The following is a 25,705-nucleotide window of genomic DNA, read 5'->3' as shown; positions in this document are numbered from 1 at the left end:
ATTACAGGAGATGCGTTATGCCTGAAGGCACCAAAAAACTCGGCGTACTCGCTATCGCAGGTGTAGAACCTTACCAGGAAAAAGCTGGTGAGGAGTATATGGGTGAAGAGCAACGTGGTCATTTTAAAATGATTTTAGAAGCTTGGCGTAACCAGTTACGTGAAGAAGTTGACCGCACGTTGAACCATATGCAAGACGAAGCTGCTAACTTCCCAGATCCAGTTGATCGCGCAGCCCAGGAAGAAGAATTTAGTTTAGAATTACGTGCTCGTGACAGAGAACGTAAACTAATTAAAAAGATTGAAAAAACATTACAAAAAATTGAAGAAGATGATTTTGGCTTCTGTGATTCTTGTGGTGTTGAGATCGGTATCCGCCGTCTTGAAGCACGTCCAACAGCTGATCAATGTATCGACTGTAAGACACTTGCTGAAATTAAAGAAAAGCAAATGGCTGGCTAATTCAGCAACCACTGACAATCGGTTCAAACTGTTTTCCGATATCAGTATATTGGGCGAGATTATTCTCGCCCTTTGTTTTTGTATTTTTCCTATCGCTAAACTGATTTAAGCAAAAGGTATATCGGTGAACTCACCTCATTATATTGGTCGCTTTGCTCCATCACCTTCTGGCTCATTGCATTTCGGCTCCCTCATTGCTGCACTCGGAAGTTACCTTCGCGCAAAACATCAAAATGGAAAATGGTTGGTTCGTATTGAAGATATTGATCCTCCACGTGAAGTAAGGGGCGCAAGTCGTGACATTCTAGCGACGCTAGAAGCCTATGGATTATGTTGGGATGATCAAGAGTTATATCAAAGTCAGCGAACAGAAGTGTATCAAAATCAAATTGATACATTATTAAGTCATGATTTAGCCTACTTTTGCCAATGTACCCGCAAACAAATTGGCCAAATGGGCGGTGTATACGATAGTCGCTGCGGACAATTATCGACTCCACACAACCAAGGTGCTATTCGAATACGAAATAGTGCCAAAATAGATCAATTTGATGACTTATTAATGGGTAATGTGACAGTTAATGAAAGTTTTGCTGGCGAAGATTTTATCATCAAACGCAGTGATGGCTTATACGCATATCAACTGGCTGTGGTTATCGATGACGCTTTTCAAGGCATTACAGAAATTGTCCGAGGTTGCGATTTACTCGAAACTAGCTGCAGACAACTCAGCATGAATAAAATTCTTGGTTTTTGTTCACCGAACTGGCTGCACTTACCCCTTGCCTGTACAAAACCCGGCTTTAAATTATCTAAACAAAATTATGCCAATGCCATAGATGTAAAACGGCCACAAGCCAGTATAAATGCAGCGTTGCAGTTTTTAGGGCAAGCACAAGTAGACACTGATCATGTGGATATCATGCTAAAACAAGCTTGCGAGCAATTTAGTATTACTGATATTCCTCAAGTATCTGAGATTCTGATAGCGCAGTGATATACTCATTAGCTTACAATTGGTATATCATAGCCGCCAGATTTTTAACCATTTTATTTTAACCATTAATCGTATCGTTCGAGGTGTATTATTTTTCGCCGTATTAGCCAATTCTGCAAACAACTGTTTGAAGACAATAAATCCACTCCAGTTATTGAGCCAGAAGCTCAGGATGACGGACTGCGCCTGGACATTGTCACCAGAGATGCCCATACAATATCTAGGCGTCAAATCAGTGAGAATGCACTCAAAGTCCTATACCGACTTAGCAAGTCTGGCTACAAAGCCTATCTAGTTGGCGGTGGTGTTCGCGATATACTTCTAGGCATGGAACCTAAAGATTTCGACGTAGTGACTAACGCTACCCCAGAAGAAATCAAAAAATTATTCCGCAACAGCCGTCTTGTGGGACGTAGATTTAGATTGGCCCACATTGTATTTGGTCGTGACGTCATTGAAGTTGCAACTTTCCGTGGCCATCACGGTGAAACTGACGACAAGATTTCAAAGTCCAATGCTGAAGGTCGCTTGTTACGTGACAACGTCTATGGCGAAATCGATGAAGATGCCGAGCGCCGTGACTTTACGGTAAACGCACTTTATTACGATATCAGTGATTACTCGATCCGCAGTTATGGCGGTGGCATCAGTGATTTAGATGCCAGAACCATTCGTTTAATTGGCGATCCTGAAACTCGTTACCGTGAAGATCCGGTACGTATGCTCCGTGCAGTGCGTTTTGCCACTAAACTTGATATGCAAATCGAGCCAAAAACAGCTGCGCCAATTAAAGAGTTAGCACCACTGCTAAAAGATATCCCTGCAGCAAGAATGTACGAAGAAGTACTGAAACTATTTTTTGCCGGTAAAGCACAAGCTAATTACGAAATGATGCGAGATTTAGGCTTATTTCAGCCATTATTCCCGCAAATTTCAGCACAAATCAAAGAGCAACCTAATGGCTATACAGCCAAAATGCTCAATGCCGTTATGAGCAACACTGATTTACGCGTTAGCCAAGATAAACCTGTGACACCAGCGTTCTTCTACGCAGCCCTGCTTTGGTACCCATTAAAGCAACGTGCTGATGATATAGCGCTTGAAAGTGGCTTAACCCATTACGATGCCCACGTGGCAGCTATGGGTGATGTGATGGAGCAACAATGTCGCACCATTAGCATTCCGCGTCGTTTTAGCACACCAGCTAAAGACATTTGGCAGTTACAATTACGTCTTGAACGTAGCCAAGGCACCCGTGCTTTTAAACTACTTGAGCATCCTAAGTTCCGTGCAGCTTATGATTTATTGCTACTTCGTGGTGAAGCAGAAGCTGGCAATATTGGTAAAATTGCCGCTTGGTGGAAGTCCTTTGTTGAAGCAGACGAACAAGAACGCTCTGAAATAGCTAAAAGCAGTAAAAAGGGCCCGAGTCGTAATCGCAATGCCCACCAGCGCAAGCGTCGCCGTCCAAACAAAGCAAAAACAGATGCTTCAGTTGCACCGGAAGCCCAACCAGCCCCCAAAGCTGATAAAAAAGGTTAACCATGAGCACCACGGTATATGTGGCGTTAGGTGCAAACCTAAATGAACCAGTACAGCAAATTCATGATGCTGTACTGGCTTTAAAAAGCATAGCATTAGATTCTGCAGTGACTGTGTCGCCACTTTATCGTTCAGTCCCAATGGGCGACGTAGCACAACCCGATTACGTCAATGGTGTGGCACAATTTAACACTGAGCTTAAACCTCTTGCTTTACTCGATGCACTGCAAGAAATTGAAAATACTCAAGGCCGTGTCAGAGAAGTACGCTGGGGACCTCGTACACTGGATTTAGATATCTTGTTGTATGGAAAGCAAATCATCGATGAGCCTCGATTATCAGTCCCCCATTATGGAATGAAGCAGCGCAGTTTTGTTCTCATTCCTCTTGCAGATATTAATCAAGAGTTAATACTGCCTTGCAATACCGAATTAACAAGCTTAATTACCCGTGAGATGCGAGCTGAATTAGTTCAAATTTAATCAGCTTTTATGCCGTTGGCATCGCATATCCATTACTTGAATATGAATTGCTTCTAAGAGTTTATTATGTCAAAAGTCACTAGCTCAACCCTCATAAAATTCAAACAAGAAGGTAAGAAATTTACCGCACTCACCGCTTACGATGCCAGTTTTGCAGGTGCATTTGATAGTGAAGGCGTCGATGTTTTACTGGTCGGTGATTCTTTAGGTATGGTGCTTCAAGGTCACAGCGACACTTTACCTGTGACGGTTAATGACATTGCCTACCATACAGCCAGTGTTAACCGCGGCTGTCAGCGTGCTCTGCTTATCGCTGATATGCCGTTCATGAGTTATGCCACTCCAGAGCAAACCATGGCCAATGCTGCAATTCTGATGCAAGCTGGCGCGACTATGGTCAAACTTGAAGGCGGAGAGTGGTTACTTGATAGCGTTAAAATGCTCACTGAACGCGGCATTCCAGTTTGTGCCCACTTGGGTTTAACCCCGCAATCAGTACATGTCTTTGGTGGTTTTAAAGTCCAAGGCCGTGAAGAAGATAAAGCACAACGAATGATTGATGATGCCTTAGCACTGCAAAATGCAGGCGCGCAATTACTTGTGGTTGAATGCATTCCTAGCTCTTTAGCTAAGCGTATCTCTGAAGCGTTAACCATTCCGGTTATTGGTATTGGAGCAGGCCGTGATACAGACGGACAAATCTTAGTCATGCATGATGTATTAGGGATCTCTAGTGGTTATATCCCTAAGTTCTCTAAGAACTATTTACAGCAAACCGGTGAAATTCGCTCAGCTGTAAAAGCCTATATTGAAGAAGTGGCCAATGGCACTTTCCCAGCTGATGAGCATTCTTTTAACTAAGAACTCCTTTACAACCATTGATAGCAAAAAAGCGTTTGATCTTGTGCAGCTTATTGTAGATAACTAAACGCTTTAAAATATATCGTACAACTAGGTAAATATTGATGATTACCACAGCGAACATTGCTGAAATCAGAGCTCAAGTAAAACAATGGCACATGCAAGGTGATACCGTTGCCTTTGTACCAACCATGGGGAACTTGCATAAAGGCCATATCACATTAGTGACAGAAGCCTTAAAGCGAGCTGACCATGTAGTCGTGTCTATTTTTGTCAATCCAATGCAGTTTGGCCAAAATGAAGATCTTGATGCCTACCCGCGTACATTAGCTGCAGACAGCGAAGCCCTAGTAAGTGCTGGCGCTGAATTACTGTTTACGCCAACGCCTGACATCATCTATCCTAAAGGCCTTGAGCAGCAAACTTTCGTTGAAGTGCCAAATATTGGCGATGAGTTTTGCGGTGCAAGTCGACCAGGACATTTTCGCGGTGTCGCAACAGTGGTTTGTAAACTGTTTAATATCGTTCAAGCTGATGTGGCAGTTTTTGGTCGTAAAGACTATCAACAGCTTATGGTGATTAAAGCCATGGCTGAAGATTTATCATTACCAATAAAGATTATTGGCATTGACACAATCAGAGAAGCATCGGGTTTAGCCATGAGCTCAAGAAACGGTTATTTAACCTTAGAGCAAAAGCAACAAGCTGCCGCCATTAAAAGGTGTATGGACAAGCTGGCTTCTGAGGTTACCAATGGCGAAAATATTGAGCAAAGTGAATCGCTTGCAGTAGATTTCTTAGTTAAATCTGGCTTTAAAATGGATTATTTATCCGTTAGAAATGCCACTAATTTAGCCCCTGTAACCAGCGAAGATAACAACCTAGTGATCTTAGTCGCCGCTTATTTGGGTAACACCCGCCTAATCGATAACCTCACCTTCACCCGCTAATCCATTCGCTATTCATGGTGTAAGACTTAGTCGATGGTGTACTAAGTCTTACATATTTAACGCAAAGTTACACAGTGACAATAAAAAATCTACTGTCAAAAAACTGGTTTTATCGTTAAAATTAAGCCATAGTAAATAAGTATATTAAACATTATTACTACAACCGACTATAATAATTCACAACCTACTAGTGCCAATGGATGTTGGCCCACTAGCGGTAACCATCTGATAAGCCTCTAACACTGGTGTTGAGGTAATATTAGAGAGACAAAAGGATCTGTGGCCGCATGCCAATTAGACTATTACTGACATTATTAATTGTATTTTTTATGGGGCCCAGTTATGCCTCAGCAAATACAATTTATAAATGTATGAAGGACAACAAAATTGCCTTCAGTCAAACTGTCTGTCCAAAAGAGTTTCGCCAGCATAAAATTGAATATCAATTGGGGATCACCACTGAAGTTGATTCAGATAAAATTGTCTTAAAAGAAGATCCACTGAAAGCACTGCTTAATAAGCAAACTATTTCTAAAGAAAAATTGATTCAATTACTTGATAGTGAAGTTTACCGACTCAAGCAAGAAAACAGTTACTTTGAAATTTTGCGCGCCAGTGAAATTCAAAAACTTGATCGTAACCGCTACTGGCACAAGAAAGAGAAAGATGATCCTGATTATGTTGAAGACTTATCTGAGATCAATAATCGTTTTGATGAATTAATGAAGAACAATCGGCACGTGATTATCGTACTGGTTGAACACAAAAATAAAATTCTTGCAGAAAGCGCTAATGATAGTGATTTAGCGAAAGAGGAAGGCTAAAATTGACGACGGTTTAGTTGTTTAGCCTTTTTATTCCTTTCTCATTCCCTCATTCTATTCCCTGAATATCTCAATCAATTCAAAGCTAAATCTAATGTTAATTCTCACATTAGCTACTCATACTTCTTATCCTGCAGACTCTAGTAAGAGTAAGCCTATTAATCAGGCTTAAATACCCCAATAACATTACCAGTGGCTTTTTCAGCCACTTTAGCTTCAGTTTGCTGTTCACGATAATCACAATCGGTACACTCAACGGTTTCAATGCCATTTTCTTTAAATAATTGAATACTGTCTTGAGCATGACATTTAGGACATTTAGCCCCAGCTACAAAGCGTTTTTTAATTTTGGTCATAATCTTATTATTGTTCTTCTATGCAATTGCTATATCAATAGCAGTATTTTGCCACGAATTGGCCAATCCAGTCTCGCTCTAGTGTTAAAAAAGTATCATTTACGCTATTATCGCTGCACTTTTTGTATTATCACCAATCAAGTTGCCATTCATGATCAACATCAGTCAAGCCCAGCTCACTCGCGGAACTAAAACCCTACTCGATGAAGCCAACCTCACCGTATATCCAGGCCATAAAGTCGGCTTAGTCGGCGCGAACGGTACTGGGAAATCTTCTTTACTGGCACTCATTTTAGGCAAGTTACAGTTGGATAAAGGTGAGTTTGGTTTACCTGCAGGATGGCAAGTGGCGACTGTAGCTCAAGAAACACCAGCTCTAGAAGTATCAGCTCTTGAATATGTACTTGATGGTGATATTGAATTTCGACAACTTGAAGCCCAATTAGCTAAAGCACAAGATGAAGATAATGGCCATGACATCGCCCTTATCCATGGCAAAATAGATGCAATCGGTGGCTATGCTATTCGTTCGCGCGGTAGCTCGCTGTTGGCTGGTTTAGGTTTTAGTGAGGCCGAGCAAAGTAATCCCGTTAAAAGTTTCTCTGGTGGTTGGCGAATGCGCCTTAACTTGGCTCAAGCCCTGTTATGCCGCTCAGATCTATTACTACTTGATGAACCAACCAACCATTTAGATTTAGATACCATGTATTGGTTAGAAGGCTGGATTAAAGCCTACCAAGGCACTCTGATATTAATCAGTCATGACCGAGATTTCATTGATGGAATTGTTGATGAAATTGTTCATGTTGAAAACGCTAAGCTCAATTACTACAAAGGTAATTACAGCTCATTTGAGCGTATTCGGGCAGAAAGACTCTCACAACAACAAGCCGCGTTCGAACGTCAACAAAAGGAACGTGCTCACATGCAGTCTTTTGTGGATCGTTTCAGATACAAAGCCAGTAAAGCTAAACAAGCACAAAGCCGCTTAAAAGCTTTAGAGAAAATGGCAAACCTGCTGCCTTCCCAAGTGGACAGTCAATTCCATATGGCTTTTCGTGAGCCAGATGCGCTGCCAAATCCGTTGGTCACCATGGAGAACGTATCGATTGGTTATGGTGACAAAACGATTTTAAGTGAGGTAAAACTCAACCTAGTACCGGGTGCTCGTATCGGTTTACTCGGCCGTAATGGTGCGGGTAAATCAACCCTCATTAAACTGCTTACAGGTGATCTTGAACCGAAAACGGGTAAATACCAACCAAATCCTGGGCTTAATATTGGTTACTTTGCCCAACATCAAATCGAATTTTTAAGTTTAGATGACACCCCATTGCAGCACTTAGTCCGCTTGGCGCCTAACGCCAAAGAACTGGAATTAAGAAGTTTCTTAGGCGGCTTTGGCTTTAATGGCGATATGGCTATGTCGGCAGTTAAGCCCTTCTCTGGCGGCGAAAAAGCACGTTTAGTATTAGCACTGTTAGTATGGCAAAAACCTAATGTACTGCTACTCGATGAACCTACCAACCACCTTGATTTAGAAATGCGTCACGCATTGACGATGGCACTGCAGACTTTTGAAGGTGCCATGGTTATTGTGTCACATGATCGACATCTTTTACGGTTAAGCTGTAGTGACTATTACCTTGTAGACCAAGGTGCTGTGAAGCCTTTCCAAGGCGATCTAGATGATTATCATCAATGGTTATTAGATGCTGCAAAAACGTCGCAATCTTCAGAAGCAAAAGATAACAATGTTAAGCCAGCCCTTGATAAAAAGCAGCAAAAGCGCATTGAGGCAGAGTTGAGACAAAAAGTGTCACCTCTACGTAAGCAACAAATTAAGCTCGAAAGTCAGCAGCAGAAGATAACCAGCCGTTTAGCTGAGCTTGAAATTGATTTAGCAGATGGTTCACTTTACGAGGCTGAAAATAAGGCTAAAATGACTAAAGTGCTTAATGAAAGAACCGAGCTCACTCAAGCTATGGATGAAAGCGAAATGACATGGCTTGAAATTCAGGAGCAAATTGAACTTATCGAGCAAGAGTTCACTCTGAGTTAAGCTGCGGAAGCTAGAGCTGAAACAAAACTGAGAGTGACATTAGCAACTCTCAGTGCTTTCCGAGGTATTAAACTGGTCAAGGAGTGAACCGTTCAATGTATAAAGCTTAACGTTTTATTGCAGCATAAACTGCTAAGAAGCAACAATTATAATACGTTACAAAACAGCTTATATTGATTTCAATTATATGGATATTACCTTTTAGGAGAAGGCTCTGTGCAACAATTTAACTCATTAATTTGGCGGGAGTGCGACAGTCACTACGCTTTAAATCCACTAAATTACATCAGTGTTCAAGACGACTACCAAGTTAATGTAAACCTATTATTGCTAGCTCAGTATTTAGATAAAAAAACTCATTATTTACCACTGGCACAATGGGAAACTTTAGCAGCAACGATTGAAGACTGGGACACTAAGGTAGTGACTCCATATCGTAAATTACGCAGACTAGCTAAATCTCACTTACAAGTGGGTGAATATCAGCAAATGTTAGATATTGAGTTGATGATGGAGCGTAAAACTCAGCAAATGCTATTAAAGAAGTTAAACCAATTTGAGTCAGAAGGGGTAAGTACCATTACCGATAATAATAATGATACTTACAACACAGACAATTATTTGTGCCTATTTGGTATCGATGCCGATTACTTTACTGAATTACAAAGCGCTTAACGCTGCAAATCGAATAAAACGTTTCTGCAGCTTATCTGTATTCACATAGTCAAAATAGTTCATCGTGACAGTGTGCATTAACCGTTGTGCTGCGGTAATCGAGTTGAAATTATAGCTGCAAGCGCAATCATCACAGTCGAGATCCACAAACAAGCCTCGAGCCCATATTGTTGAAATACCCAACCTGACAACAGCGTACCTATCAGTCTGCCCATGGCATTAGCCATATAATAAAAGCCAACATCTAAAGACACGCCATCTTTATCGGCATAGCTCACTATCAAATAGCTATGCATCGAAGAGTTCACAGCAAACAAACCACCAAACAGCAATAAACCGCCAATCAACACAAGATGAATATACCAATCAGCTGCTAATGCCAATGCAATCATTGCAGGGATAATTGCTAACACCGCCGCCCACACAAAAGCACTTTTACCATCAGGTACTTTGCCTTGCTTCTTACCGGTAAAGTAAGGGGCAAAAGATTGCACTGCGCCATAAGCGATAACCCAAAGCGCTAAAAAGCCACCTACATACCAATGATCCCAGCCAAATTGACTAGCAAGAAACACCGGTAGCGCAACCACAAACCACACATCTCTTGCGGCAAATAAAAACAACCGTGCAGCAGATAAATAGTTGATGGTACTACTTTTAGAAAATATCTCGGTAAACTTGGGTTTAGCTGTCGCTTTTCCTAGTTGGCTTTTTAAGGTTAAAACACTAAATACCCAAACTAGCAACAACGCCACAGCCATGATCAAAATAGCGATTTGAAAACCAAATAGACTTAATAAAGCGCCACCTAAGAAAAAGCCCACACCTTTGAGTGCATTTTTAGAGCCAGTAAGAATAGCAACCCACTGGTATAACTTACCTTCAGCACCAGCAGGAACCAATGTCTTAATCGCGCTTTTGGCGCTCATTTTATTCAAGTCTTTGGCTATACCAGATAAAGCCTGAGCTGCCATAACCCATATAACGGTTAACCATGTTGTAGGGACTAACAACATTGATAATGCAATTACTTGCATTCCAAGACCAATGTTCATGGTCCGATTTAACCCTACTCTTGCTCCTAGCCAGCCACCAACCAAGTTAGTGACGACACCAAAGATTTCGTAGAATAAAAACAGCATCGCAATTTCAATTGGGCTAAAACCTAGCCCATGAAAATGCAGTACCACCAGCATGCGCAAGGCACCATCTGTCAGTGTAAAAGCCCAGTAATTACCCGTCACAATTAAGTATTGTTTAATTTCAGTGGGCAAATTTGCCAGTTTAGCCACAAAAGACATCGCTACAACCTTATATCACTCAGCACATACTGATTTAATGAATTTAACTCAATGATTAAGCGTCTGCTTTATCTTGTAAGCCTACTAAACGCATGAGTTCAGCGGTGCGATTGGCATAACCCCACTCATTGTCATACCATACGTACAGCTTCACTTGAGTGCCATTTACAACCATGGTCGATGGAGCATCAATCACACCTGAGCGTGGATCAGTTTTATAATCAATAGACACTAAAGGTCTGGTTTCAAAACCAAGTACACCATCTAGATCGCCTGCAGCAGCCTCGCTGAGTAATTGGTTCACTTCAGCTTCCGTGGTTTCACGACTTACTTCAAATACACAATCAGTAATTGAAGCATTCGCTAGCGGAACACGGATAGCGTGACCATTTAAGCGACCTTTAAGCTCTGGAAAAATATGGGTAATGGCGGTCGCAGAACCTGTTGTCGTTGGAATTAAGCTCATACCACAAGCCCGAGCGCGGCGTAAGTCTTTATGGGGCGCATCGAGAATAGTCTGGGTATTAGTGATATCGTGAATGGTTGTCATTGAACCATGAACAATACCTAATGATTCGTGAATCACTTTAACGACTGGCGCTAAACAGTTGGTAGTACAAGATGCTGCGGTAATAATTGGGTGAATAGCTTTATCATAATCTTGATGATTCACGCCCATAACCACATTTAACACGCCATCTTCTTTAACTGGTGCAGTAACAACAACACGTTTCACGCCTTGATCTAAATAAGCTTGTAGCTTTGCCTTGGTTTTCATCTTACCTGAGGCTTCAATCACCACATCACAACCAGACCAATCAGTATCGGCAATCGATTTGTTGGCAGTACAAACAATCTTATGACCATTCACTTCAATGATATTGTCAGTAGCAACGGCTTCATGTGCCCAGCGTCCATGAACTGAGTCAAAATTAACTAAGTGAGCGAGTGTAGTAGCGTCACCTGCAGGATCATTGATATGTACAAATTCGACATCATCCCAATCAAATGCTGCACGAAAAGATAAACGTCCCATACGGCCAAAACCGTTAATTCCTACTTTAATTGTCATAACTCAACCTTTGTCTTGGTATTTGCATTTTAAATAAATTGATTTCTTTTAAGCATCTAGCATCTAGCATCTATTACAGTTGGGTCTGTTGACCATGTCAGCTAGTCGCTTTACATAAGGTTCAATAAATAACTTATTGCCAAATGCAGTCTGACTGACAACGTCTTTAGCCCACTGTGGTAACGTGTCATTAAGACGGTAAAACACCCATTGCCCGTGCCTTCTGTCGGTTAATAGGCCTTCTCTGCGCAACAAAGCTAAGTGTCGTGACACCTTTGGCTGGCTATCATCAAGTGCCGCCATTAACTCACAAACACACAACTCTTTATTGAGCGAGATTAGAATTAAACTCTTTAATCGAGTCTCATCAGCTAAACATTTAAAGAACACGCAGGCTTTCATGGGTAACCTCTTTAATCCCCCACCGTTCTTTTGATTCATTAGCCTGATTTAAATAGTGCAGCATTGATATATCACTGACTAAGAACGCTCAGAATAATAAAAAACGGTGACGACATTATGCAATGAAAAGATATGCGACAAAGATATACGCAAAAATGAATATATGCAATTACATATATACATAAAAGCTCATATTTAATAAAAATGTCATAAAACTGAGTGATTTTTGTCTGGTTTCTAATAGCAAAAAACCGACTGGTTACAGTCGGTTTATAAAGTTTAGCTTAGTTACATTTTCAGCTATTTTTATTACTAAGTTTTAGCAGTTAAACGTTCAGCAAGTAAGGTCGCATTTCTTGCGACTATGCCATAAATAGATAATTGTGGATTAGCACCTAGGCTGGTTGGAAACATAGAGCCATCCATCACTGATAAGTTTTCAAAATAATGAGATTGACCTTCACTGTTGATCATCGACAGCGCTCTATCTTCACCCATTGCACAACCGCCCATGACATGTGCTGAGGCAACAATGGTTTTAAGTAGACCAATATCCATAGTATTAATCGTTTCTTTAGCTTGCGCCCAGTTAAGCTGCATCTCAACACCATCGTTAATTGGCAACACTTTTTTAGCACCAGCAGCAAATTGCAATTCAGCCATAGTGGCAAAAGCACGTCTTGCAGTATCCCAAAAAGGTTGTTCCAGTGGATAATCGAGCGAAAACCCTTTATCAGTGAGCCTAACTTGACCACCAGGGCTTTGGTTTGAGTAGCCGTCTCTGACTAGCGCTATCATCACTTGCAGGTTATTAAAATGGCTCATTAACTCTGCATTACTTCGGCCGTAACCTATGGTTTTCGAAGCAATCAGCACTGGATGAATTGGCGGCACTTCAAGCTTATAACCCATCTCGCCCGCTGCACCATCTCGCCACACGAACTCATCTGAGTATATCGATTGCGGCGCGCCGCTATGACCATCAATTTGTTTATCAAAAATACTGCCTGACAGTAGGGTAGGATGTAAAAAAGTCTTACCGAGTAGTTTATGTGGATCAGGCGTGTTAGCGCGCATTAAAATAGTCGGCGTATGAATTGCACCAGCGCTTAAAATGTAGTGTTTAGCGCTGAAAGTCAGTGTAGCTGCGCTTGAGCTGCTCGATTGCGCTTTAGCCGACAGGCCTGCAACTTTATCCCCTTTATGTTTTAAATCAATCACTTTGGCATTCGAGATTAAGGTTGCACCTTGCTCTAACGCACTGGGGATTGTGGTCACTAACATTGACTGTTTAGCATTTACCGGGCACCCCATACCGCAGTAGCCAGTATTCCAACAGCCTTTCACATTGCGCTTAATGACAGTGTAATCCCAACCCAGTTTCTCACAGCCTTCCTTTAAAGCGGCATTATTCAAATTAGGCTGAAACTGCCATTCACTAATGTTAAGTCTGGTTTCCATTTTTTCAAACCAAGGCTTTAATGACTCGGCAGATAGTCCTGTTACAGACTTTTCTTTTTCCCAAAAATCTAATGCGTTACTTGGCGTTCTGATTGAAGTCGTCCAGTTAACAGTCGTTGACCCACCAACACTTCTACCTTGAAATATGCCAATACCTTTATCTGAAGTTTTCATTGCTGCAGCTTGTTGGTATAAATCAGGATAAGCTTTTCGTTCTTCCATATTAAAGTCACTAGAAGATTTCAATGGTCCACCTTCAACCATAATGACACTGAGTCCAGCTTCAGTGAGGATTTCAGCAGCTGTGCCGCCGCCAGCCCCTGTGCCAACTATCACTACATCAGCTTCAAAGTGTTGATTCTCAGTGAGTTGATTAGCATCTATGTGCTGCCAACCCGCAGCTAAACCAGTGGTAATCGGATCAATGATATTTGCAGCCATTTGTTACTCCAGAATTAATATTTTTTGAAAATACAAACAGCTTAGGCATCTAAAAAAGTAGGCTTAGCGTAATGAAGGCGTCCCCAATGCTCGGGGCAAGCGTAATAACTAGATATGATGAGTTCTCGCAGACCTATATACGCAGTTTGCATCATCTCAAGAAAATGATGTCGCCAATGTTCTAACATTTCATTTAACTGCTCAGGCGTTCTTAACATCAGCGGTGTAATACTACTGGTGAGGATCAGCAAGCCAAACCTTGACTCAAGCATCGTCAGTAATTGCTCTAACTCTTGCTTTTGGTGCTCAGGCAATACACTGATGGTTTGATTGATCGCATTTATGGTTCTATTAAGAAATGCTTCACGGTAGTTAGCAACCTCAGGTAGCGCACCATCCATAAAAACGGGTATTAGCACACCAAATAATAGACGGTGGGTATCATCAGGACTGTCAGTCACTTCAGGGGTATATAAACTCACCCCTAATGCGAGCGCAGCTGTACCAGTAAACGCACCGGTTAAAAAGGTTCTTCTTTTCATTGTTATCCCTTTTCTATTATTGATTTCCGTTAGTGCAAAGCAAAACTCAAAATGCCACATTTGTTGCCATAAAAGCATCTATGGTAAAGTGAACTCAACCAACATTTAAACATACGTTTGAATATTAACAAACTATTGCATATAAAATACCCATATGAAAAAGCTTTTCTCTCCACCATGGTGGGCTGCAAGTGCCCATATTCAAACGATTTTACCCGTATTTTTCAAAGTGGACAAACCAGCAGTTTCTAGACAGCGACAAGAGCTACCTGATGGTGATTTCATTGATTTAGATTGGGTAGGAGAAGCAATTAACGGTCAAGCGATTCTAGTCATTTTGCATGGTCTTGAAGGTAGCAGTGACTCTCACTATGTTCGTAGAATGCTACAAACTGCCAAAGATAATAACCTATGCGCTGTGGTACATCATCATCGTAGTTGCTCTGGCGAACCTAATCGACTAGCACGTAGTTATCATAGCGGCGATACCCAAGATATCCACTTCACCCTCACCCAGTTAAAGCAACAATATCTCGATTCACCATTATATGCAGTTGGTTATAGTCTCGGCGGTAATGTCTTAGCTAAATATCAAGGTGAACAAGGAAGCAACAGCCTGTTAGAAAAAACCATAATCGTGTCTGCGCCGTTATGTCTAGCTGCTTGCGCTAAAAAGTTAGAAAACGGCTTCTCAACCGTGTATCAACAGCATTTAATTAAACAGCTACAAGGTAAAATGCAGGCAAAAGTGGCTGAAGCGCAATTAAAGAGCGACATGCCTGTTACTGCCAAAGAAATTGATAACTTAACAACCTTTCATCTATTTGATGATAAAGTAACAGCCCCGCTGCATGGATTTAGTGATGTTTTTGATTACTATACACGGGCAAGTGGTAAACCATTTTTAAAGCATGTAAAGAAGTCGACATTAGTCATTCATGCTCAGGACGATCCCTTTATGACTGATGCAGTTATCCCGTCGAACGCAGAATTATCTGAACATGTTCAATATGAGCTTCATAAAAATGGTGGGCATGTAGGCTTTATCTCAGGTGGCGTACCTTGGAAACCAACTTTTTACCTAGAATCCCGCATCATTCAATTTATTAAAAGTTAAGTTATTAAGAGTTAATTTATGCTAATTCCATACGAAGCACTGCTGCAATTGCCACAAGAAACCCTCAACAACCTGATTAAAGAGTACTTATTAACTCAGGTAGAAGACGGCTCCTTTGGCCAATTAGACGATCATCAGATTGAAGCAGCTATTGAGAAATGTAAACAATCTCTCAAACAAGGTGAACTCAAAGTTGAATTCAGCGAGGAAGACGAATCAATTGCTATAAGACATAAAGATCAAATCATTTACCCGACGGTAGAGGCCGATTAACATTGTAAGATTGACCTCAATCGATTCACCCCGTATAAATAGAGTCTGTTTTTCTTCAAGTTTAATCATGAAAGTGTTAACGATGAGCAGAACGATAAAACACTGAACTGTCTCAGTTATTTAGCTAATTTTCACGTTTGATCTAGGTAGGATAAATGTCAACAAAACATCCCATAATTGCTGTTACTGGTTCCTCTGGAGCTGGCACAACAACAACGACAACTGCATTTACTCATATCTTTCGTCAACTCGGCATCAATGCTGCCTTTATCGAAGGTGATAGTTTTCACAACTTCACCCGTGCAGAAATGGAAGTTTTGATCCGTAAGTCTCAAGCTGAAAATCGTAATATTAGCTATTTTGGCCCAGAGGCCAATAACTTTGTCAAACTTGAAGAGTGCTTTCAAAGTTACTCAGACACAGGCCAGGGCCAAACCCGCAGCTATTTACATACCTTTGATGAAGCAGTGCCATTTAACCAAATGCCTGGGACTTTTACCCAATGGCACCCACTGCCAGAAAACACCGATATGCTTTATTATGAAGGTTTGCATGGCGGCGTTGTCACCGAAGATGCTAATGTCGCTAAGCATGTTGATTTGCTTATTGGCATGGTACCGATTGTCAATTTAGAATGGATTCAAAAGATCATTCGAGATACTTCCGATAGAGGCCATAGCCGCGAAAAGGTGATGGGCTCAATTGTTCGTAGTATGGATGATTATATTAAACATATGACGCCGCAATTTTCGCGAACGCACATTAACTTCCAGCGCGTACCGACAGTTGATACTTCTAACCCATTTAGCGCCAAAGATATTCCTAGTCTAGATGAAAGCTTCGTTGTTATTCGTTTTCGCGACATTAATAATGTCGACTTCCCGTATTACCTCAGCATGATTGAAGGTTCATTCATGTCCCGAGTAAACACCTTAGTGGTTCCTGGCGGAAAGATGTCATTAGCAATGGAGTTAATCTTAACCCCATTAATTAAAGAACTCATGCATAAAAAAGCCGCGGAAAACGCCTAAATAAATGATTATGCTTATGTATTAGGACAGAAAAGAGCGCTATTATCAGCATTAGAACGAGGTGCATATTTACGGTAAATAAGTTGTTACTGTTTAAGCTTGGTTTAAGCCATGGCCTATATCATTCTCGTTATCGGGACTTCAGGCGAAAGAACGATAGTTGATGTGCTCATGGGTGTTAATTCCCCCATCTTTATCTGTTAGCGCACTTGGGCATATCAGCAAACCCCTTTTTAATCCCCTTAGCAATTTAAAACGTTGTAAATCAAGCTTAACATCGTTAAGTTCACTCACCGCTAGTTGAGTGATACTAACAACAGCTTTATATCAGCCCGAACGATATCCACCTGTTCTATAATTTCATTTGCAGCTATTTCATTTTCAGCCATATCTTGCCACTGATTTGACCACACTTGAGTTAATTGCTTTGACGACTTAATAACAGATACTCCTGTCAAACTACTTAAGTCCTCAATCAAGCCGACCTTCACCCATCCGACTCTTGGACTGCCTAGTTTTAGGTCTTGATCATAGTGAGCGGTATAAACCAATTGTTGCAGCTGCGCCAACTCCAATAGCATTTCAAAACAGGCCGTTCTCACATTACTATTATGTTCGGTAATTTCCATCCGCCACACATTGTACGAAAAGCCCATAAGCGAAAATAATAAGCTGAAGATAACGGTTAGTTGATATAGTTTTAGTCTTTGATTCATCCTATACCCTTATAAGCGAAATGAACCACAAGCATAAATTCGGTGTAGAGTTCATCCTTAATCTCTATCAAGCATAGGCAACAAATGCGTGATCGGGAAAATCTGTTAAGAAATAATATAGATAAGCTGAATTTGGGTTAGATAAATAGAAAGGTTATTGCGGTTACAAAAGCAAAAAACGGCCAAGTGGCCGTTTGATGATTAATACTAAGTAGCCAATTAATATTAGCTAATAAGATCAAACTTACGCTTAATTCATTAACGGAATAATTTCACGATATGCTTGACCTTGACGGTATTGTTCAAGACGCATATTAAATTCGTCACTGAGGGCAACTTCAGGATCTTGCTTCAGTGCCTCAATCGCTTTTTGCTGCGTATCAACAGCTAATTCAAACTCACCCATTTCGGCATAACCAGCCGCTAGGTTGTCTAAATTGGTAGGGTCATTAGAATCACGCTCAAGTAATTTTAACGCTAACTCTACAGCTCTTGAACCATCTCGATACTGTGCTTCTGGGCAAGTGGCTAAAATCCAAGCCACATTACCTAGTGCAATAGTGTCACCTACTTGGTTGAACTGCTCTAATGCCTTGCCACAATTACGCTCAACACCATCGCCACCAGCTGAATAAATAAAACCTAAACGAAAATGTGCCCGTTGGTCACCATGCTGAGCCAAGGTTTGATACCACTGCTCAGCAACTTCTAAGTTTCTTGGTAATAACTTACCCTCGAATGATAAGTCTGCAATGGTTTGCTGGGCTTTAATATGATCTTGCAGTGCAGCTTGTTCGACCCAATAAAGGCCTTGTTCAGTATCTTGTTCGACAAATCTACCAGCCAAATTCATTAACCCTAATAAAAACTGGGCATCAGCATTGCCATCAGCGGCTCTTAACTGAATATGAACCAGTTTGGATTCTGCTTGAGATTCTACTGAGGCAGGGATAGAAAAAGCATGAGCAGGCTGAGTAGCACTACCAAGCATAAATAATGAGCATGCAAGCCCTACATTTAATAGCTTTTGAGAATATTTCAAATCAACCCCTACGACTTTACTTCACTTTGATAATCGAATTAACAATAACTATCAATTGGCCCTTTTACAATAATTGAAACCAGTTTAAATCTGCAAATTAATGTAAATTAACCCATCTAAAGCACAAAAAACACACAAAATATGTATTTTTTAGTAGCTTAAGTACTTGCCAAATAATTTAACAGCCACTAAATTAGATTGACATAGTTACCTAAAGTAGCAAAAATAAATCTTTAATTTAATAAGTTAATAGTGCCTTTGTAGCATTTTTCATAATGTTAAACTCGATCTTCATCAAGGTTTTGCTGCTACAAGTCAAGTACAATTACTTTATTAGATAGTCCTTACTTTCATTTTATCAATCGAGGAAATAAACATGGCTCTGATTGGCAAGCCTAAACCTGATCCAACTTTGGAGTGGTTTCTTTCACACTGTCACATCCATAAATACCCAGCGAAAAGCACCTTGATACATGCAGGTGAAGAGTCTGATACGCTTTACTACATAGTAAAGGGTTCAGTCGCTGTATTGATTAAAGATGAAGAAGGTAAAGAGATGATCCTTTCTTACCTTAATCAAGGTGATTTCATCGGTGAACTTGGTTTATTCGAAGAGCAAGCAGAACGTACTGCTTGGGTTCGAGCAAAACAACCATGTGAAATTGCAGAAATTTCTTACAAAAAATTCAAGCAACTGATTCAGGTTAACCCTGAAATCCTAATGAAGCTTACTGCTCAAATGGCTTACCGCTTGCAAAGCACTAGCCAAAAAGTAGGTGATTTAGCATTCTTAGACGTTGCTGGAAGAATTGCGCAAACATTATTACATCTAGCAAAACAGCCTGATGCAATGACTCACCCTGATGGCATGCAAATTAAGATCACTCGTCAAGAGATTGGTCAGATTGTAGGTTGTTCGCGTGAAACCGTTGGCCGTATTTTAAAAATGCTTGAAGAACAGAACCTTATTCAAGCACACGGTAAAACTATAGTCGTATATGGAACGCGTTAAGTTAAGCTTCAGCTTGATTTAAGAGTAATTAATTAAAGTGATAATTAGTCAATCTAATTATCACTTTTTTTATGGGAGTCGTTCCAATGAGGCTGCTGCCATCGTTTTGTTTCAGTTTATTTGCATTTACTCTGACTCCAGTATCAAATGCAATAACAAACGAGCTTCAACATGATGAAGTTCAGCGCTTGGTCACATCTGGTAGCATTCGGTCACTTGATTATTCCCTTACTTTACTTGCACAATACTGTCATGGTGAATTAATTGATGCCAGCCTCTATCAAGAGGATGATAAATGGCGTTATGATTTACAATTGAAGTTAAAAAAAGGGCATGTTGTCCATTTAAATATCGATGCAACAAATGGAATGCCAGAGTCTATTGACCAACTACCAAGTGAATGCCGAATAAATGAAACTGTTACTCGTTGAAGATAATACCCTTTTAGTTGCTGAACTTGAAAAACAACTTAAACAAGCAGGCTACGTCACCGACGTGACTGATAAAGCTGTTGAAGCAGACTATCTGATTAAAGAAACCCAATACGACTGTGTTATTTTAGACATTGGCTTGCCTGATGGTAATGGCTTAACGCTAGTACAATCTTGGCGTGAAAAAGGCATTGATACACCGGTTATCATGCTGACAGCTCGTAGCCAGTGGCATGAGAAAGTTGAAGGTTTCAATGCTGGCGCTGATGACTACCTTGGCAAACCTTTCCACGCCCAAGAGTTATTAGCCCGAGTTCAAGCCCTTATACACCGTGCTCATGGCCGGTTAAATACCTCTTCGAAGCAATTGAGCTATGGTGGTATTACGTTAGATGAAGCTGAACAAAGAGTACATATTGGTGAAAACCATTTTGAGCTCACGGCAATGGAATTCAGATTATTGAAAATCTTCCTAATGTCGCCTAAAAAGTTACTCTCAAAAGCCCAACTGACTGACAAGCTTTACCAATTTGATGATGAAAAAGAGTCAAATGTCGTTGAAGTTTACGTTACTCATTTACGTAAGAAGCTCGGTAAAACGGCTATTGAAACTCGTCGTGGTCAAGGATATATCTTTCACGGCATAGTGGAATGATATCAATCCGCAGTAAACTAAGCTTATGGCTTAGTGCGCTCATTATTATTGCGACCGTCATTGGGCTCATATTGTTTGAGTCCATGCTGCGTCAAGCCTTTCACGACTCCATTATTAATCGCCTTGAAGAAGATTTAGAGCACATCATTTTGGCCAGTCATATTAATGCTGGTGAAATCATCATCGACCAGAATGAGCTTTCAAGCTTTTATAAACCCGCATATTCCGGGCGCTACTTTCAATTTAACTCCGAAAGCCAAGTTATTCGCTCTCGCTCCCTCTGGGATGTCCAACTCGATATTGAACTACTTCAGCAAAACCAAACTCGTGTGTGGCAAGCTAAAGGGCCTAAAAATAATGACATGCAGTTATTATCCATAGGTATAGGTTCCACTAGCGGTGAAAAAATCGCAACCCTAACCGTTGCACAAGATTTGAGTATTGGTAGGCGAGTGTTCAGCGAGGTGTTTGGCACTAAACTAGCAATAAATATTGCCATGTTACTGGCAATGATTTGCGGTATTTTTATCATCATCAGACAATCATTTAAACCAGTTAAGTCTATTCAAGACTCTTTGGCCAAACTGCGACAAGGTGAAATTAACTCTCTGGAAATTAATCAAATTCCAGTAGAAATAAAACCCTTAGCAGAAACCTATAACGAGTTATTAGATTATACAGCCAATCAAATTGAGCGAAGCCGCAATAATCTCGGCAATTTAAGTCATGGCTTAAAAACTCCACTTGCAGTCATGCAGCAACAAGTTGAAGTATTAGGGTTATCAAACCCTGAAACCGCCGAAGCGATGCAACAGCAGCTCGACCAAATCCGTAATATGATTGAACGAAAACTCGCAGCAGCAAGAATTACTGGCGACATGCTCCCAGCGGCACAAATGGTCATTCCGAGAGACTTTGAAGCACTCATCAGTACCTTGGACAAGGTACATCATCATAAGCGGATTGACTGTGCAGTGAACATTCTTGCTGATATCAGCCGTCTGCCCATTCATCGAGAAGATGGTATGGAATTATTTGGTAACTTACTTGATAACGCTTATAAATGGGCTGAATCGAGCATTTATGTCGGTATCAACGTGTCTGATATTAGTCATCGCCAAACACTCAATCTCACTATCGAAGATGACGGCCCTGGTGTAAATGATGATCAACTCAGCCAGTTAACAAACCGAGGAAAACGATTAGATGAGGCTGTAGTAGGCCATGGGCTTGGCTTATCCATCGTAAAAGAGATTATTGAGCAGTATGGTTACAATTTGAGATTTAACCGTTCTGAACGCTTAGACGGCCTTAGAGTGACGATTGAATTTACTAATCCCAAAGTAAAAACTAACGTAGTTAGCTAATCTAGAGCGACTTCAAACTAAAAAAACCTGAACAACTCATATATCATGAGTTGTTCAGGTTTTTTTGATCATCACATTAGGTGGCTTTAACTTTAATAAAGCTGACTAGTACTTTTAACGTTAATGGAACACCAGTAATACCGAAGCCCTATCAACTTGATTTAGCCAGCCGCGTTGGTGCTTTCAAAAATCTTATCGGCAGAAGCAGCAACAAAACCGGTATACAAATTGCCATCAGCCATTGGATAACGACGAGCAAACTCATAGAAGCAAGTCGGGATTTCTAATTCACCATCTTCAAAGCTCACCATCATTCTGTCAGCCATTGTTGAAGACTGCTCAAGTAACACTTCAGCAGACCCTTTCACTTCACCGCCCGAGGTATTCAATTTAAAGCCAGCGCCTTTTAGGGCATCATTTACCGCTTCAATTTGCTCAAATTCAGGCAAGGCATTAATCGAAACAGTGAAGTGGTTGGCACGATAACCAATAGCGGCAACCCAAGCAGCATATTCACTTTCAGCTAACAACGTTTTATAGTCCGCTAGGTTTACGTTCCAGTGACGGCCTGAATAGAGGAAGTTATCCGCTTTCGTAGCAGCAACTTCAACTTGCTCAATCAAACCATGGATAATAGCTTGAGCTTCTGCACTAAACTCTTCAACTAACAATTCAGAAATAAACACTTTAGGTTGATTCGCATCAGGATGCTCAAAGTGTTTTGCAATGAGCTTCTTTTGTTCAAAGTTGTAATCACCACAAGCCACATAACCAATAGATTCAAAATGTTCAGCTAACACTGACAAGTTCACTTTAGCAATATTGAACGTTCTCAAAGCAATATGATCGTTTATGATCGGCTCACCTTTGCTAAGTAACTGATGTATGCTGTCTGCTGATGGTGTCATATTGATGTAGTCTTGCCATAAAGCAGCAAATAAAGCATTTACGTCGGTATGCATAATAAAATCCTTCTTTATAAAAAAGGCAATGACTGAGTCATTGCCTTTGCAGAGTCATGGTTATGTTAGATTGAAAGCCCTGGGCTTAAGTTAGCTGGTAAACTCACACTGTCAGCTTCAACAGAAGCAACAGGATAAGCACAGTAATCAGCAGCATAGAATGCACTTGCGCGATGATTACCTGAAGCGCCAACACCACCAAACGGCGCTGAACCAGAAGCACCAGTAATCTGCTTATTCCAGTTAACAATACCGGCGCGAATACGTGCTAAGAAGTAATCATAATCTTCACGACTATCGGCTAAAATACCAGCAGACAAGCCATAACGAGTGTTATTGGCCATATCAATGGCTTGATCAAACTCTTGATATCTAACTAGCTGTAGCAATGGGCCAAAGTATTCTTCATCTGGCAATTCTGCAATTTCAGTTACATCAATTAACCCAGGAGAAACTAGGCCTGTTCCCGCTTCAACATGAGTTAACTCAACTAAAGATTGTCCGCCAAGGGCTTGTAGCTCAGCTTGAGCTGCAACCATGCCTTTCGCAGCGCCTTCTGAAATCATGGAGCCCATAAATGGCTGTGGCTGGGCATTCCAGCTTCCTACTTTAATTTGCTTAATCGCAGCAATTAACTGCTCAATTAAAGCATCACCAGCAGCGCCTTGTTCGATATAAAGACGACGAGCACAAGTACAACGTTGACCAGAAGAAATATATGCCGACTGAATAATGTCGTGAACAGCCGCTTTTGTATCTTTAACATCTTTAATGATTAATGGGTTATTACCACCCATTTCAAGCGCTAAGATTTTACCTGGGTGCCCTGCATATTGTTGATGCAGCAAATGACCAGTACGAGAACTACCAGTAAAAAACAAACCATCAATTTGCGGATGAGAAGCCAGCGCCTTACCCGTTTCTAGTTCGCCTTGAACAAGGTTAATTACCCCTTGTGGTAAACCAGCTTTATCCCAAAGTTTTAGCATTTCTTCGGCAACTTTTGGGGTCAACTCTGATGGCTTAAATACAACCGTGTTACCCGCAAGCAGTGCAGGAACAATATGACCATTAGGCAAATGACCTGGGAAGTTATAAGGGCCAAATACAGCAACAACACCATGTGGCTTATGACGTAATACCGCACGCCCAGCCGGAATATCGTTAGTTTCAGTACCAGTACGCTTATCGTGAGCAGCAGCAGATAGTCCGATTTTACCAATCATTGCACCAACTTCAGTAGCGGTTTCCCACTGCGGCTTACCCGTTTCTTGAGCAATCACTTCAGCAAGTTCAGCTTTGTTTGCTTCAAGCTCACTGCGGTAAGCTTCAACAATAGCTAAACGAGCATCATAACCCAACATGAACCAATCAAACTGCGCTGCACGAGCAGCATCTATTGCTGTATTAACCTGTGCTGCAGTAGCCGTTTTACCACTCCAGATAACCTCACCGTTAGCTGGATTAACTGATGTTACTTCATGACCTTCGCCATTAGACCATTGGCCTTTAATAAATTGTGTCATTTGTGCTGTCCTAAAGTTCTAGTACGCGAATTTTGTCGCCATTTGCCACTTTCAATGCTTCTGCCAACTCTGGGCTTAGCGTGACTTTGTCATGCTTATCTGACACCTTTATTTTTGCTGCTGTCGCGCGGTAATCCGCGAGCAATGTATTGGCAACAATGTACTGGTGATCTGCATGTGGCATTTTTCCGATAGTCACCGTGAGTTCTCTGCTTTGCTGAACAGAACGAATATCATTCAGTGCACACTCAACTGTTGGACCACCGTCAAAAATATCAACGTAATTTCTAAATTTAAAGCCTTCTGCTTGAAGCAGTTTCAATGCTGGTTTGGTGTTGCGATGAACTTCACCAATCACCTTCTGCGCTTTTTTAGGCAGTAGGCAAACATGAATTGGGCTTCGCGGCATCATTTCAGCCATAAAAGCTTTTTTACCAAGACCTGATAAATAATCAGCTTCAACAAAGTCGATACCGAGGAAATGATCTTGTAACCATTCATAAAAAGGCGAATCGCCCTTTTCATCACTCACACCACGCATTTCTGCAATAACAGTGCTGCCAAAACGTTGTGCATGTTGAGCTAAAAACAAAAAGCGAGAACGTGACAACATGCGGCCGTTATAACCGCGGCGATAATCTTTGTTCAAAAATAAAGTGCACAATTCTGCTGCGCCAGTGTAGTCATGGCACAGGGTCAGAGTTTCTACTTCATTACGAACTGAGATTTGCTTTGAATGATAAACTTCAGTACCTAAACGGTAATGATAAAAGGCATCTTCCATTCCAACAGCCGCTTCAATACCACAGGTACCGACAACTTCATTGGTTTTCAGATCTTCAAGCACCATCAAATAACCTTCATCGAAAGGTTTTTCAACTTGCTTGGAAAAAGAGGCTTCTGCACGAGCGATTTTCGATCGCAATAGCTCTTCATTGACTGGCAAGGAAGTAAATCCATGTCCAGACTCAACAGCTACCTTGTATAGAGCATCGTAATCACTGGCGCGAATTGGTCGAATGATTAGCATCAAACTCTCCTAAATAACACCATATAAAATCAAGCATTCAACCCACTAGGTTCAAACACTTAACTCAATTGGTTACCCAAACAAAAAAGCGCAACCATAATAGCTGCGCAATCT

27 protein-coding genes are annotated in these 25,705 nt (G+C 41.0%); 16 read left to right on the top strand and 11 right to left on the bottom strand.

The genetic code is table 11. From position 1 onward, the window contains the following. Positions 1–17 precede the first annotated feature (17 nt). The 7 genes from dksA to QPX86_RS03175 all read left to right on the top strand — a co-directional run bounded on the left by dksA (position 18) and on the right by QPX86_RS03175 (position 6,117). Positions 18–461, top strand: coding sequence for an RNA polymerase-binding protein DksA (gene dksA, locus QPX86_RS03205; protein WP_055024924.1), 444 nt, complete (start codon positions 18–20; stop codon positions 459–461). 124 nt (positions 462–585) lie between these two features. Further along, entirely contained in the window at positions 586–1,458 is an 873-nt protein-coding gene (gene gluQRS, locus QPX86_RS03200) for a tRNA glutamyl-Q(34) synthetase GluQRS (RefSeq protein ID WP_285164140.1), read from the top strand. A 180-nt stretch (positions 1,459–1,638) separates the two neighbouring features. Next, on the top strand, positions 1,639–3,000 hold the full coding sequence (gene pcnB / locus QPX86_RS03195; protein WP_285165128.1) for a polynucleotide adenylyltransferase PcnB: 1,362 nt from the start codon (positions 1,639–1,641) through the stop codon (positions 2,998–3,000). A gap of 2 nt (positions 3,001–3,002) precedes the next feature. After that, positions 3,003–3,482: a 2-amino-4-hydroxy-6-hydroxymethyldihydropteridine diphosphokinase gene (gene folK, locus QPX86_RS03190; RefSeq protein WP_220752254.1), complete on the top strand. Its 480-nt coding sequence runs from the start codon at positions 3,003–3,005 to the stop codon at positions 3,480–3,482. 66 nt (positions 3,483–3,548) lie between these two features. Further along, positions 3,549–4,343, top strand: coding sequence for a 3-methyl-2-oxobutanoate hydroxymethyltransferase (panB, locus tag QPX86_RS03185; RefSeq protein WP_220752252.1), 795 nt, complete (start codon positions 3,549–3,551; stop codon positions 4,341–4,343). A gap of 104 nt (positions 4,344–4,447) precedes the next feature. Beyond that, entirely contained in the window at positions 4,448–5,293 is an 846-nt protein-coding gene (gene panC, locus QPX86_RS03180; protein ID WP_220752250.1) for a pantoate--beta-alanine ligase, read from the top strand. Between the two features lie 287 nt (positions 5,294–5,580). Then, positions 5,581–6,117, top strand: a complete 537-nt coding sequence (locus QPX86_RS03175) for a DUF4124 domain-containing protein (RefSeq protein ID WP_220752249.1) — start codon at positions 5,581–5,583, stop codon at positions 6,115–6,117. 158 nt (positions 6,118–6,275) lie between these two features. Here QPX86_RS03175 and QPX86_RS03170 read toward each other — a convergent pair whose 3' ends face one another. After that, positions 6,276–6,473, bottom strand: coding sequence for a YheV family putative zinc ribbon protein (locus tag QPX86_RS03170; protein ID WP_220752247.1), 198 nt, complete (start codon positions 6,471–6,473; stop codon positions 6,276–6,278). 151 nt (positions 6,474–6,624) lie between these two features. Between QPX86_RS03170 and QPX86_RS03165 the strand changes: the two genes are divergently transcribed. Further along, a complete protein-coding gene (locus tag QPX86_RS03165) occupies positions 6,625–8,535 on the top strand; it encodes an ABC transporter ATP-binding protein (RefSeq protein ID WP_285164138.1) in 1,911 nt (636 codons plus the stop codon). 216 nt (positions 8,536–8,751) lie between these two features. Then, positions 8,752–9,210, top strand: a complete 459-nt coding sequence (locus QPX86_RS03160; protein ID WP_285164137.1) for a DUF2390 domain-containing protein — start codon at positions 8,752–8,754, stop codon at positions 9,208–9,210. Positions 9,211–9,287: 77 nt separating this feature from the next. Here the strand turns inward: QPX86_RS03160 and arsJ are convergent, their stop codons facing one another. The 5 genes from arsJ to QPX86_RS03135 form a co-directional block, all read right to left on the bottom strand. After that, positions 9,288–10,511, bottom strand: coding sequence for an organoarsenical effux MFS transporter ArsJ (gene arsJ, locus QPX86_RS03155; RefSeq protein ID WP_285164136.1), 1,224 nt, complete (start codon positions 10,509–10,511; stop codon positions 9,288–9,290). A gap of 55 nt (positions 10,512–10,566) precedes the next feature. Beyond that, a complete protein-coding gene (locus QPX86_RS03150) occupies positions 10,567–11,583 on the bottom strand; it encodes an ArsJ-associated glyceraldehyde-3-phosphate dehydrogenase (protein ID WP_220752239.1) in 1,017 nt (338 codons plus the stop codon). Between the two features lie 63 nt (positions 11,584–11,646). Further along, complete coding sequence (locus QPX86_RS03145) at positions 11,647–11,985, bottom strand: metalloregulator ArsR/SmtB family transcription factor (RefSeq protein ID WP_285164133.1); 339 nt, start codon at positions 11,983–11,985, stop codon at positions 11,647–11,649. A gap of 312 nt (positions 11,986–12,297) precedes the next feature. Then, complete coding sequence (locus tag QPX86_RS03140; RefSeq protein ID WP_285164131.1) at positions 12,298–13,887, bottom strand: GMC family oxidoreductase; 1,590 nt, start codon at positions 13,885–13,887, stop codon at positions 12,298–12,300. A gap of 41 nt (positions 13,888–13,928) precedes the next feature. Next, entirely contained in the window at positions 13,929–14,429 is a 501-nt protein-coding gene (locus tag QPX86_RS03135; protein ID WP_220752233.1) for a TAT leader-containing periplasmic protein, read from the bottom strand. 154 nt (positions 14,430–14,583) lie between these two features. Here QPX86_RS03135 and QPX86_RS03130 point away from each other — a divergent pair, with 154 nt between their 5' ends. The 3 genes from QPX86_RS03130 to QPX86_RS03120 all read left to right on the top strand — a co-directional run bounded on the left by QPX86_RS03130 (position 14,584) and on the right by QPX86_RS03120 (position 16,850). Beyond that, positions 14,584–15,546 carry a hydrolase gene (locus QPX86_RS03130; protein WP_285164130.1) on the top strand — a complete coding sequence of 321 codons (963 nt, stop codon included), beginning with the start codon at positions 14,584–14,586 and terminating at the stop codon, positions 15,544–15,546. 18 nt (positions 15,547–15,564) lie between these two features. After that, positions 15,565–15,819 (top strand): YheU family protein, encoded by a 255-nt coding sequence (locus QPX86_RS03125; RefSeq protein WP_220752230.1) that lies wholly within the window; start codon positions 15,565–15,567, stop codon positions 15,817–15,819. A gap of 155 nt (positions 15,820–15,974) precedes the next feature. After that, positions 15,975–16,850, top strand: coding sequence for a phosphoribulokinase (locus QPX86_RS03120; protein WP_220752228.1), 876 nt, complete (start codon positions 15,975–15,977; stop codon positions 16,848–16,850). A gap of 296 nt (positions 16,851–17,146) precedes the next feature. Here QPX86_RS03120 and QPX86_RS03115 read toward each other — a convergent pair whose 3' ends face one another. Continuing rightward, positions 17,147–17,566, bottom strand: coding sequence for a hypothetical protein (locus QPX86_RS03115; RefSeq protein WP_220752226.1), 420 nt, complete (start codon positions 17,564–17,566; stop codon positions 17,147–17,149). Positions 17,567–17,816: 250 nt separating this feature from the next. Next, entirely contained in the window at positions 17,817–18,608 is a 792-nt protein-coding gene (locus QPX86_RS03110) for a tetratricopeptide repeat protein (RefSeq protein ID WP_374758471.1), read from the bottom strand. 376 nt (positions 18,609–18,984) lie between these two features. Between QPX86_RS03110 and crp the strand changes: the two genes are divergently transcribed. The 4 genes from crp to QPX86_RS03090 all read left to right on the top strand — a co-directional run bounded on the left by crp (position 18,985) and on the right by QPX86_RS03090 (position 22,073). Then, the gene (crp, locus tag QPX86_RS03105) at positions 18,985–19,620 is read left to right on the top strand and encodes a cAMP-activated global transcriptional regulator CRP (RefSeq protein ID WP_055024942.1); all 636 of its coding nucleotides are present in this window, start codon (positions 18,985–18,987) and stop codon (positions 19,618–19,620) included. 86 nt (positions 19,621–19,706) lie between these two features. After that, on the top strand, positions 19,707–20,051 hold the full coding sequence (locus QPX86_RS03100; RefSeq protein ID WP_285164126.1) for a PepSY domain-containing protein: 345 nt from the start codon (positions 19,707–19,709) through the stop codon (positions 20,049–20,051). Next, the gene (locus QPX86_RS03095; RefSeq protein ID WP_102529218.1) at positions 20,032–20,706 is read left to right on the top strand and encodes a response regulator; all 675 of its coding nucleotides are present in this window, start codon (positions 20,032–20,034) and stop codon (positions 20,704–20,706) included. Before QPX86_RS03100 ends, QPX86_RS03095 begins: the two co-directional genes overlap by 20 nt. Continuing rightward, positions 20,703–22,073, top strand: coding sequence for an ATP-binding protein (locus tag QPX86_RS03090; protein WP_285164124.1), 1,371 nt, complete (start codon positions 20,703–20,705; stop codon positions 22,071–22,073). Before QPX86_RS03095 ends, QPX86_RS03090 begins: the two co-directional genes overlap by 4 nt. A 161-nt stretch (positions 22,074–22,234) precedes the next feature. On the opposite strand, the gene QPX86_RS03085 is transcribed toward QPX86_RS03090, so the two are convergent. From QPX86_RS03085 to astA, 3 genes are all read right to left on the bottom strand, one after another. Beyond that, positions 22,235–23,035 carry a DUF1338 domain-containing protein gene (locus tag QPX86_RS03085; RefSeq protein ID WP_220752221.1) on the bottom strand — a complete coding sequence of 267 codons (801 nt, stop codon included), beginning with the start codon at positions 23,033–23,035 and terminating at the stop codon, positions 22,235–22,237. A gap of 65 nt (positions 23,036–23,100) precedes the next feature. Further along, a complete protein-coding gene (gene astD, locus QPX86_RS03080; protein WP_220752220.1) occupies positions 23,101–24,561 on the bottom strand; it encodes a succinylglutamate-semialdehyde dehydrogenase in 1,461 nt (486 codons plus the stop codon). Between the two features lie 10 nt (positions 24,562–24,571). Next, positions 24,572–25,591 (bottom strand): arginine N-succinyltransferase, encoded by a 1,020-nt coding sequence (gene astA / locus QPX86_RS03075; protein ID WP_285164119.1) that lies wholly within the window; start codon positions 25,589–25,591, stop codon positions 24,572–24,574. Between the last annotated feature and the right edge of the window lie 114 nt (positions 25,592–25,705).

Origin of the sequence: Shewanella goraebulensis (genome assembly GCF_030252245.1) — a bacterium.
Lineage (GTDB): Bacteria > Pseudomonadota > Gammaproteobacteria > Enterobacterales > Shewanellaceae > Shewanella > Shewanella goraebulensis.
This window is presented reverse-complemented; position numbering and strand designations above follow the sequence as displayed.

Excerpts from the sequence above, each read along its gene's own strand:
- QPX86_RS03095 (WP_102529218.1), top strand. The coding sequence starts at position 20,032 with ATGAAACTGTTACTCGTTGAAGATAATACCCTTTTAGTTGCTGAACTT.
- QPX86_RS03140 (WP_285164131.1), bottom strand. The coding sequence starts at position 13,887 with ATGGCTGCAAATATCATTGATCCGATTACCACTGGTTTAGCTGCGGGT.
- dksA (WP_055024924.1), top strand. The coding sequence starts at position 18 with ATGCCTGAAGGCACCAAAAAACTCGGCGTACTCGCTATCGCAGGTGTA.
- QPX86_RS03120 (WP_220752228.1), top strand. The coding sequence starts at position 15,975 with ATGTCAACAAAACATCCCATAATTGCTGTTACTGGTTCCTCTGGAGCT.
- QPX86_RS03145 (WP_285164133.1), bottom strand. The coding sequence starts at position 11,985 with ATGAAAGCCTGCGTGTTCTTTAAATGTTTAGCTGATGAGACTCGATTA.
- panB (WP_220752252.1), top strand. The coding sequence starts at position 3,549 with ATGTCAAAAGTCACTAGCTCAACCCTCATAAAATTCAAACAAGAAGGT.
- QPX86_RS03170 (WP_220752247.1), bottom strand. The coding sequence starts at position 6,473 with ATGACCAAAATTAAAAAACGCTTTGTAGCTGGGGCTAAATGTCCTAAA.
- QPX86_RS03130 (WP_285164130.1), top strand. The coding sequence starts at position 14,584 with ATGAAAAAGCTTTTCTCTCCACCATGGTGGGCTGCAAGTGCCCATATT.
- QPX86_RS03115 (WP_220752226.1), bottom strand. The coding sequence starts at position 17,566 with ATGAATCAAAGACTAAAACTATATCAACTAACCGTTATCTTCAGCTTA.
- QPX86_RS03135 (WP_220752233.1), bottom strand. The coding sequence starts at position 14,429 with ATGAAAAGAAGAACCTTTTTAACCGGTGCGTTTACTGGTACAGCTGCG.
- QPX86_RS03085 (WP_220752221.1), bottom strand. The coding sequence starts at position 23,035 with ATGCATACCGACGTAAATGCTTTATTTGCTGCTTTATGGCAAGACTAC.
- panC (WP_220752250.1), top strand. The coding sequence starts at position 4,448 with ATGATTACCACAGCGAACATTGCTGAAATCAGAGCTCAAGTAAAACAA.
- QPX86_RS03150 (WP_220752239.1), bottom strand. The coding sequence starts at position 11,583 with ATGACAATTAAAGTAGGAATTAACGGTTTTGGCCGTATGGGACGTTTA.
- QPX86_RS03125 (WP_220752230.1), top strand. The coding sequence starts at position 15,565 with ATGCTAATTCCATACGAAGCACTGCTGCAATTGCCACAAGAAACCCTC.
- crp (WP_055024942.1), top strand. The coding sequence starts at position 18,985 with ATGGCTCTGATTGGCAAGCCTAAACCTGATCCAACTTTGGAGTGGTTT.
- astA (WP_285164119.1), bottom strand. The coding sequence starts at position 25,591 with ATGCTAATCATTCGACCAATTCGCGCCAGTGATTACGATGCTCTATAC.
- QPX86_RS03175 (WP_220752249.1), top strand. The coding sequence starts at position 5,581 with ATGCCAATTAGACTATTACTGACATTATTAATTGTATTTTTTATGGGG.
- arsJ (WP_285164136.1), bottom strand. The coding sequence starts at position 10,511 with ATGTCTTTTGTGGCTAAACTGGCAAATTTGCCCACTGAAATTAAACAA.
- QPX86_RS03090 (WP_285164124.1), top strand. The coding sequence starts at position 20,703 with ATGATATCAATCCGCAGTAAACTAAGCTTATGGCTTAGTGCGCTCATT.
- folK (WP_220752254.1), top strand. The coding sequence starts at position 3,003 with ATGAGCACCACGGTATATGTGGCGTTAGGTGCAAACCTAAATGAACCA.
- QPX86_RS03165 (WP_285164138.1), top strand. The coding sequence starts at position 6,625 with ATGATCAACATCAGTCAAGCCCAGCTCACTCGCGGAACTAAAACCCTA.
- QPX86_RS03100 (WP_285164126.1), top strand. The coding sequence starts at position 19,707 with ATGAGGCTGCTGCCATCGTTTTGTTTCAGTTTATTTGCATTTACTCTG.
- astD (WP_220752220.1), bottom strand. The coding sequence starts at position 24,561 with ATGACACAATTTATTAAAGGCCAATGGTCTAATGGCGAAGGTCATGAA.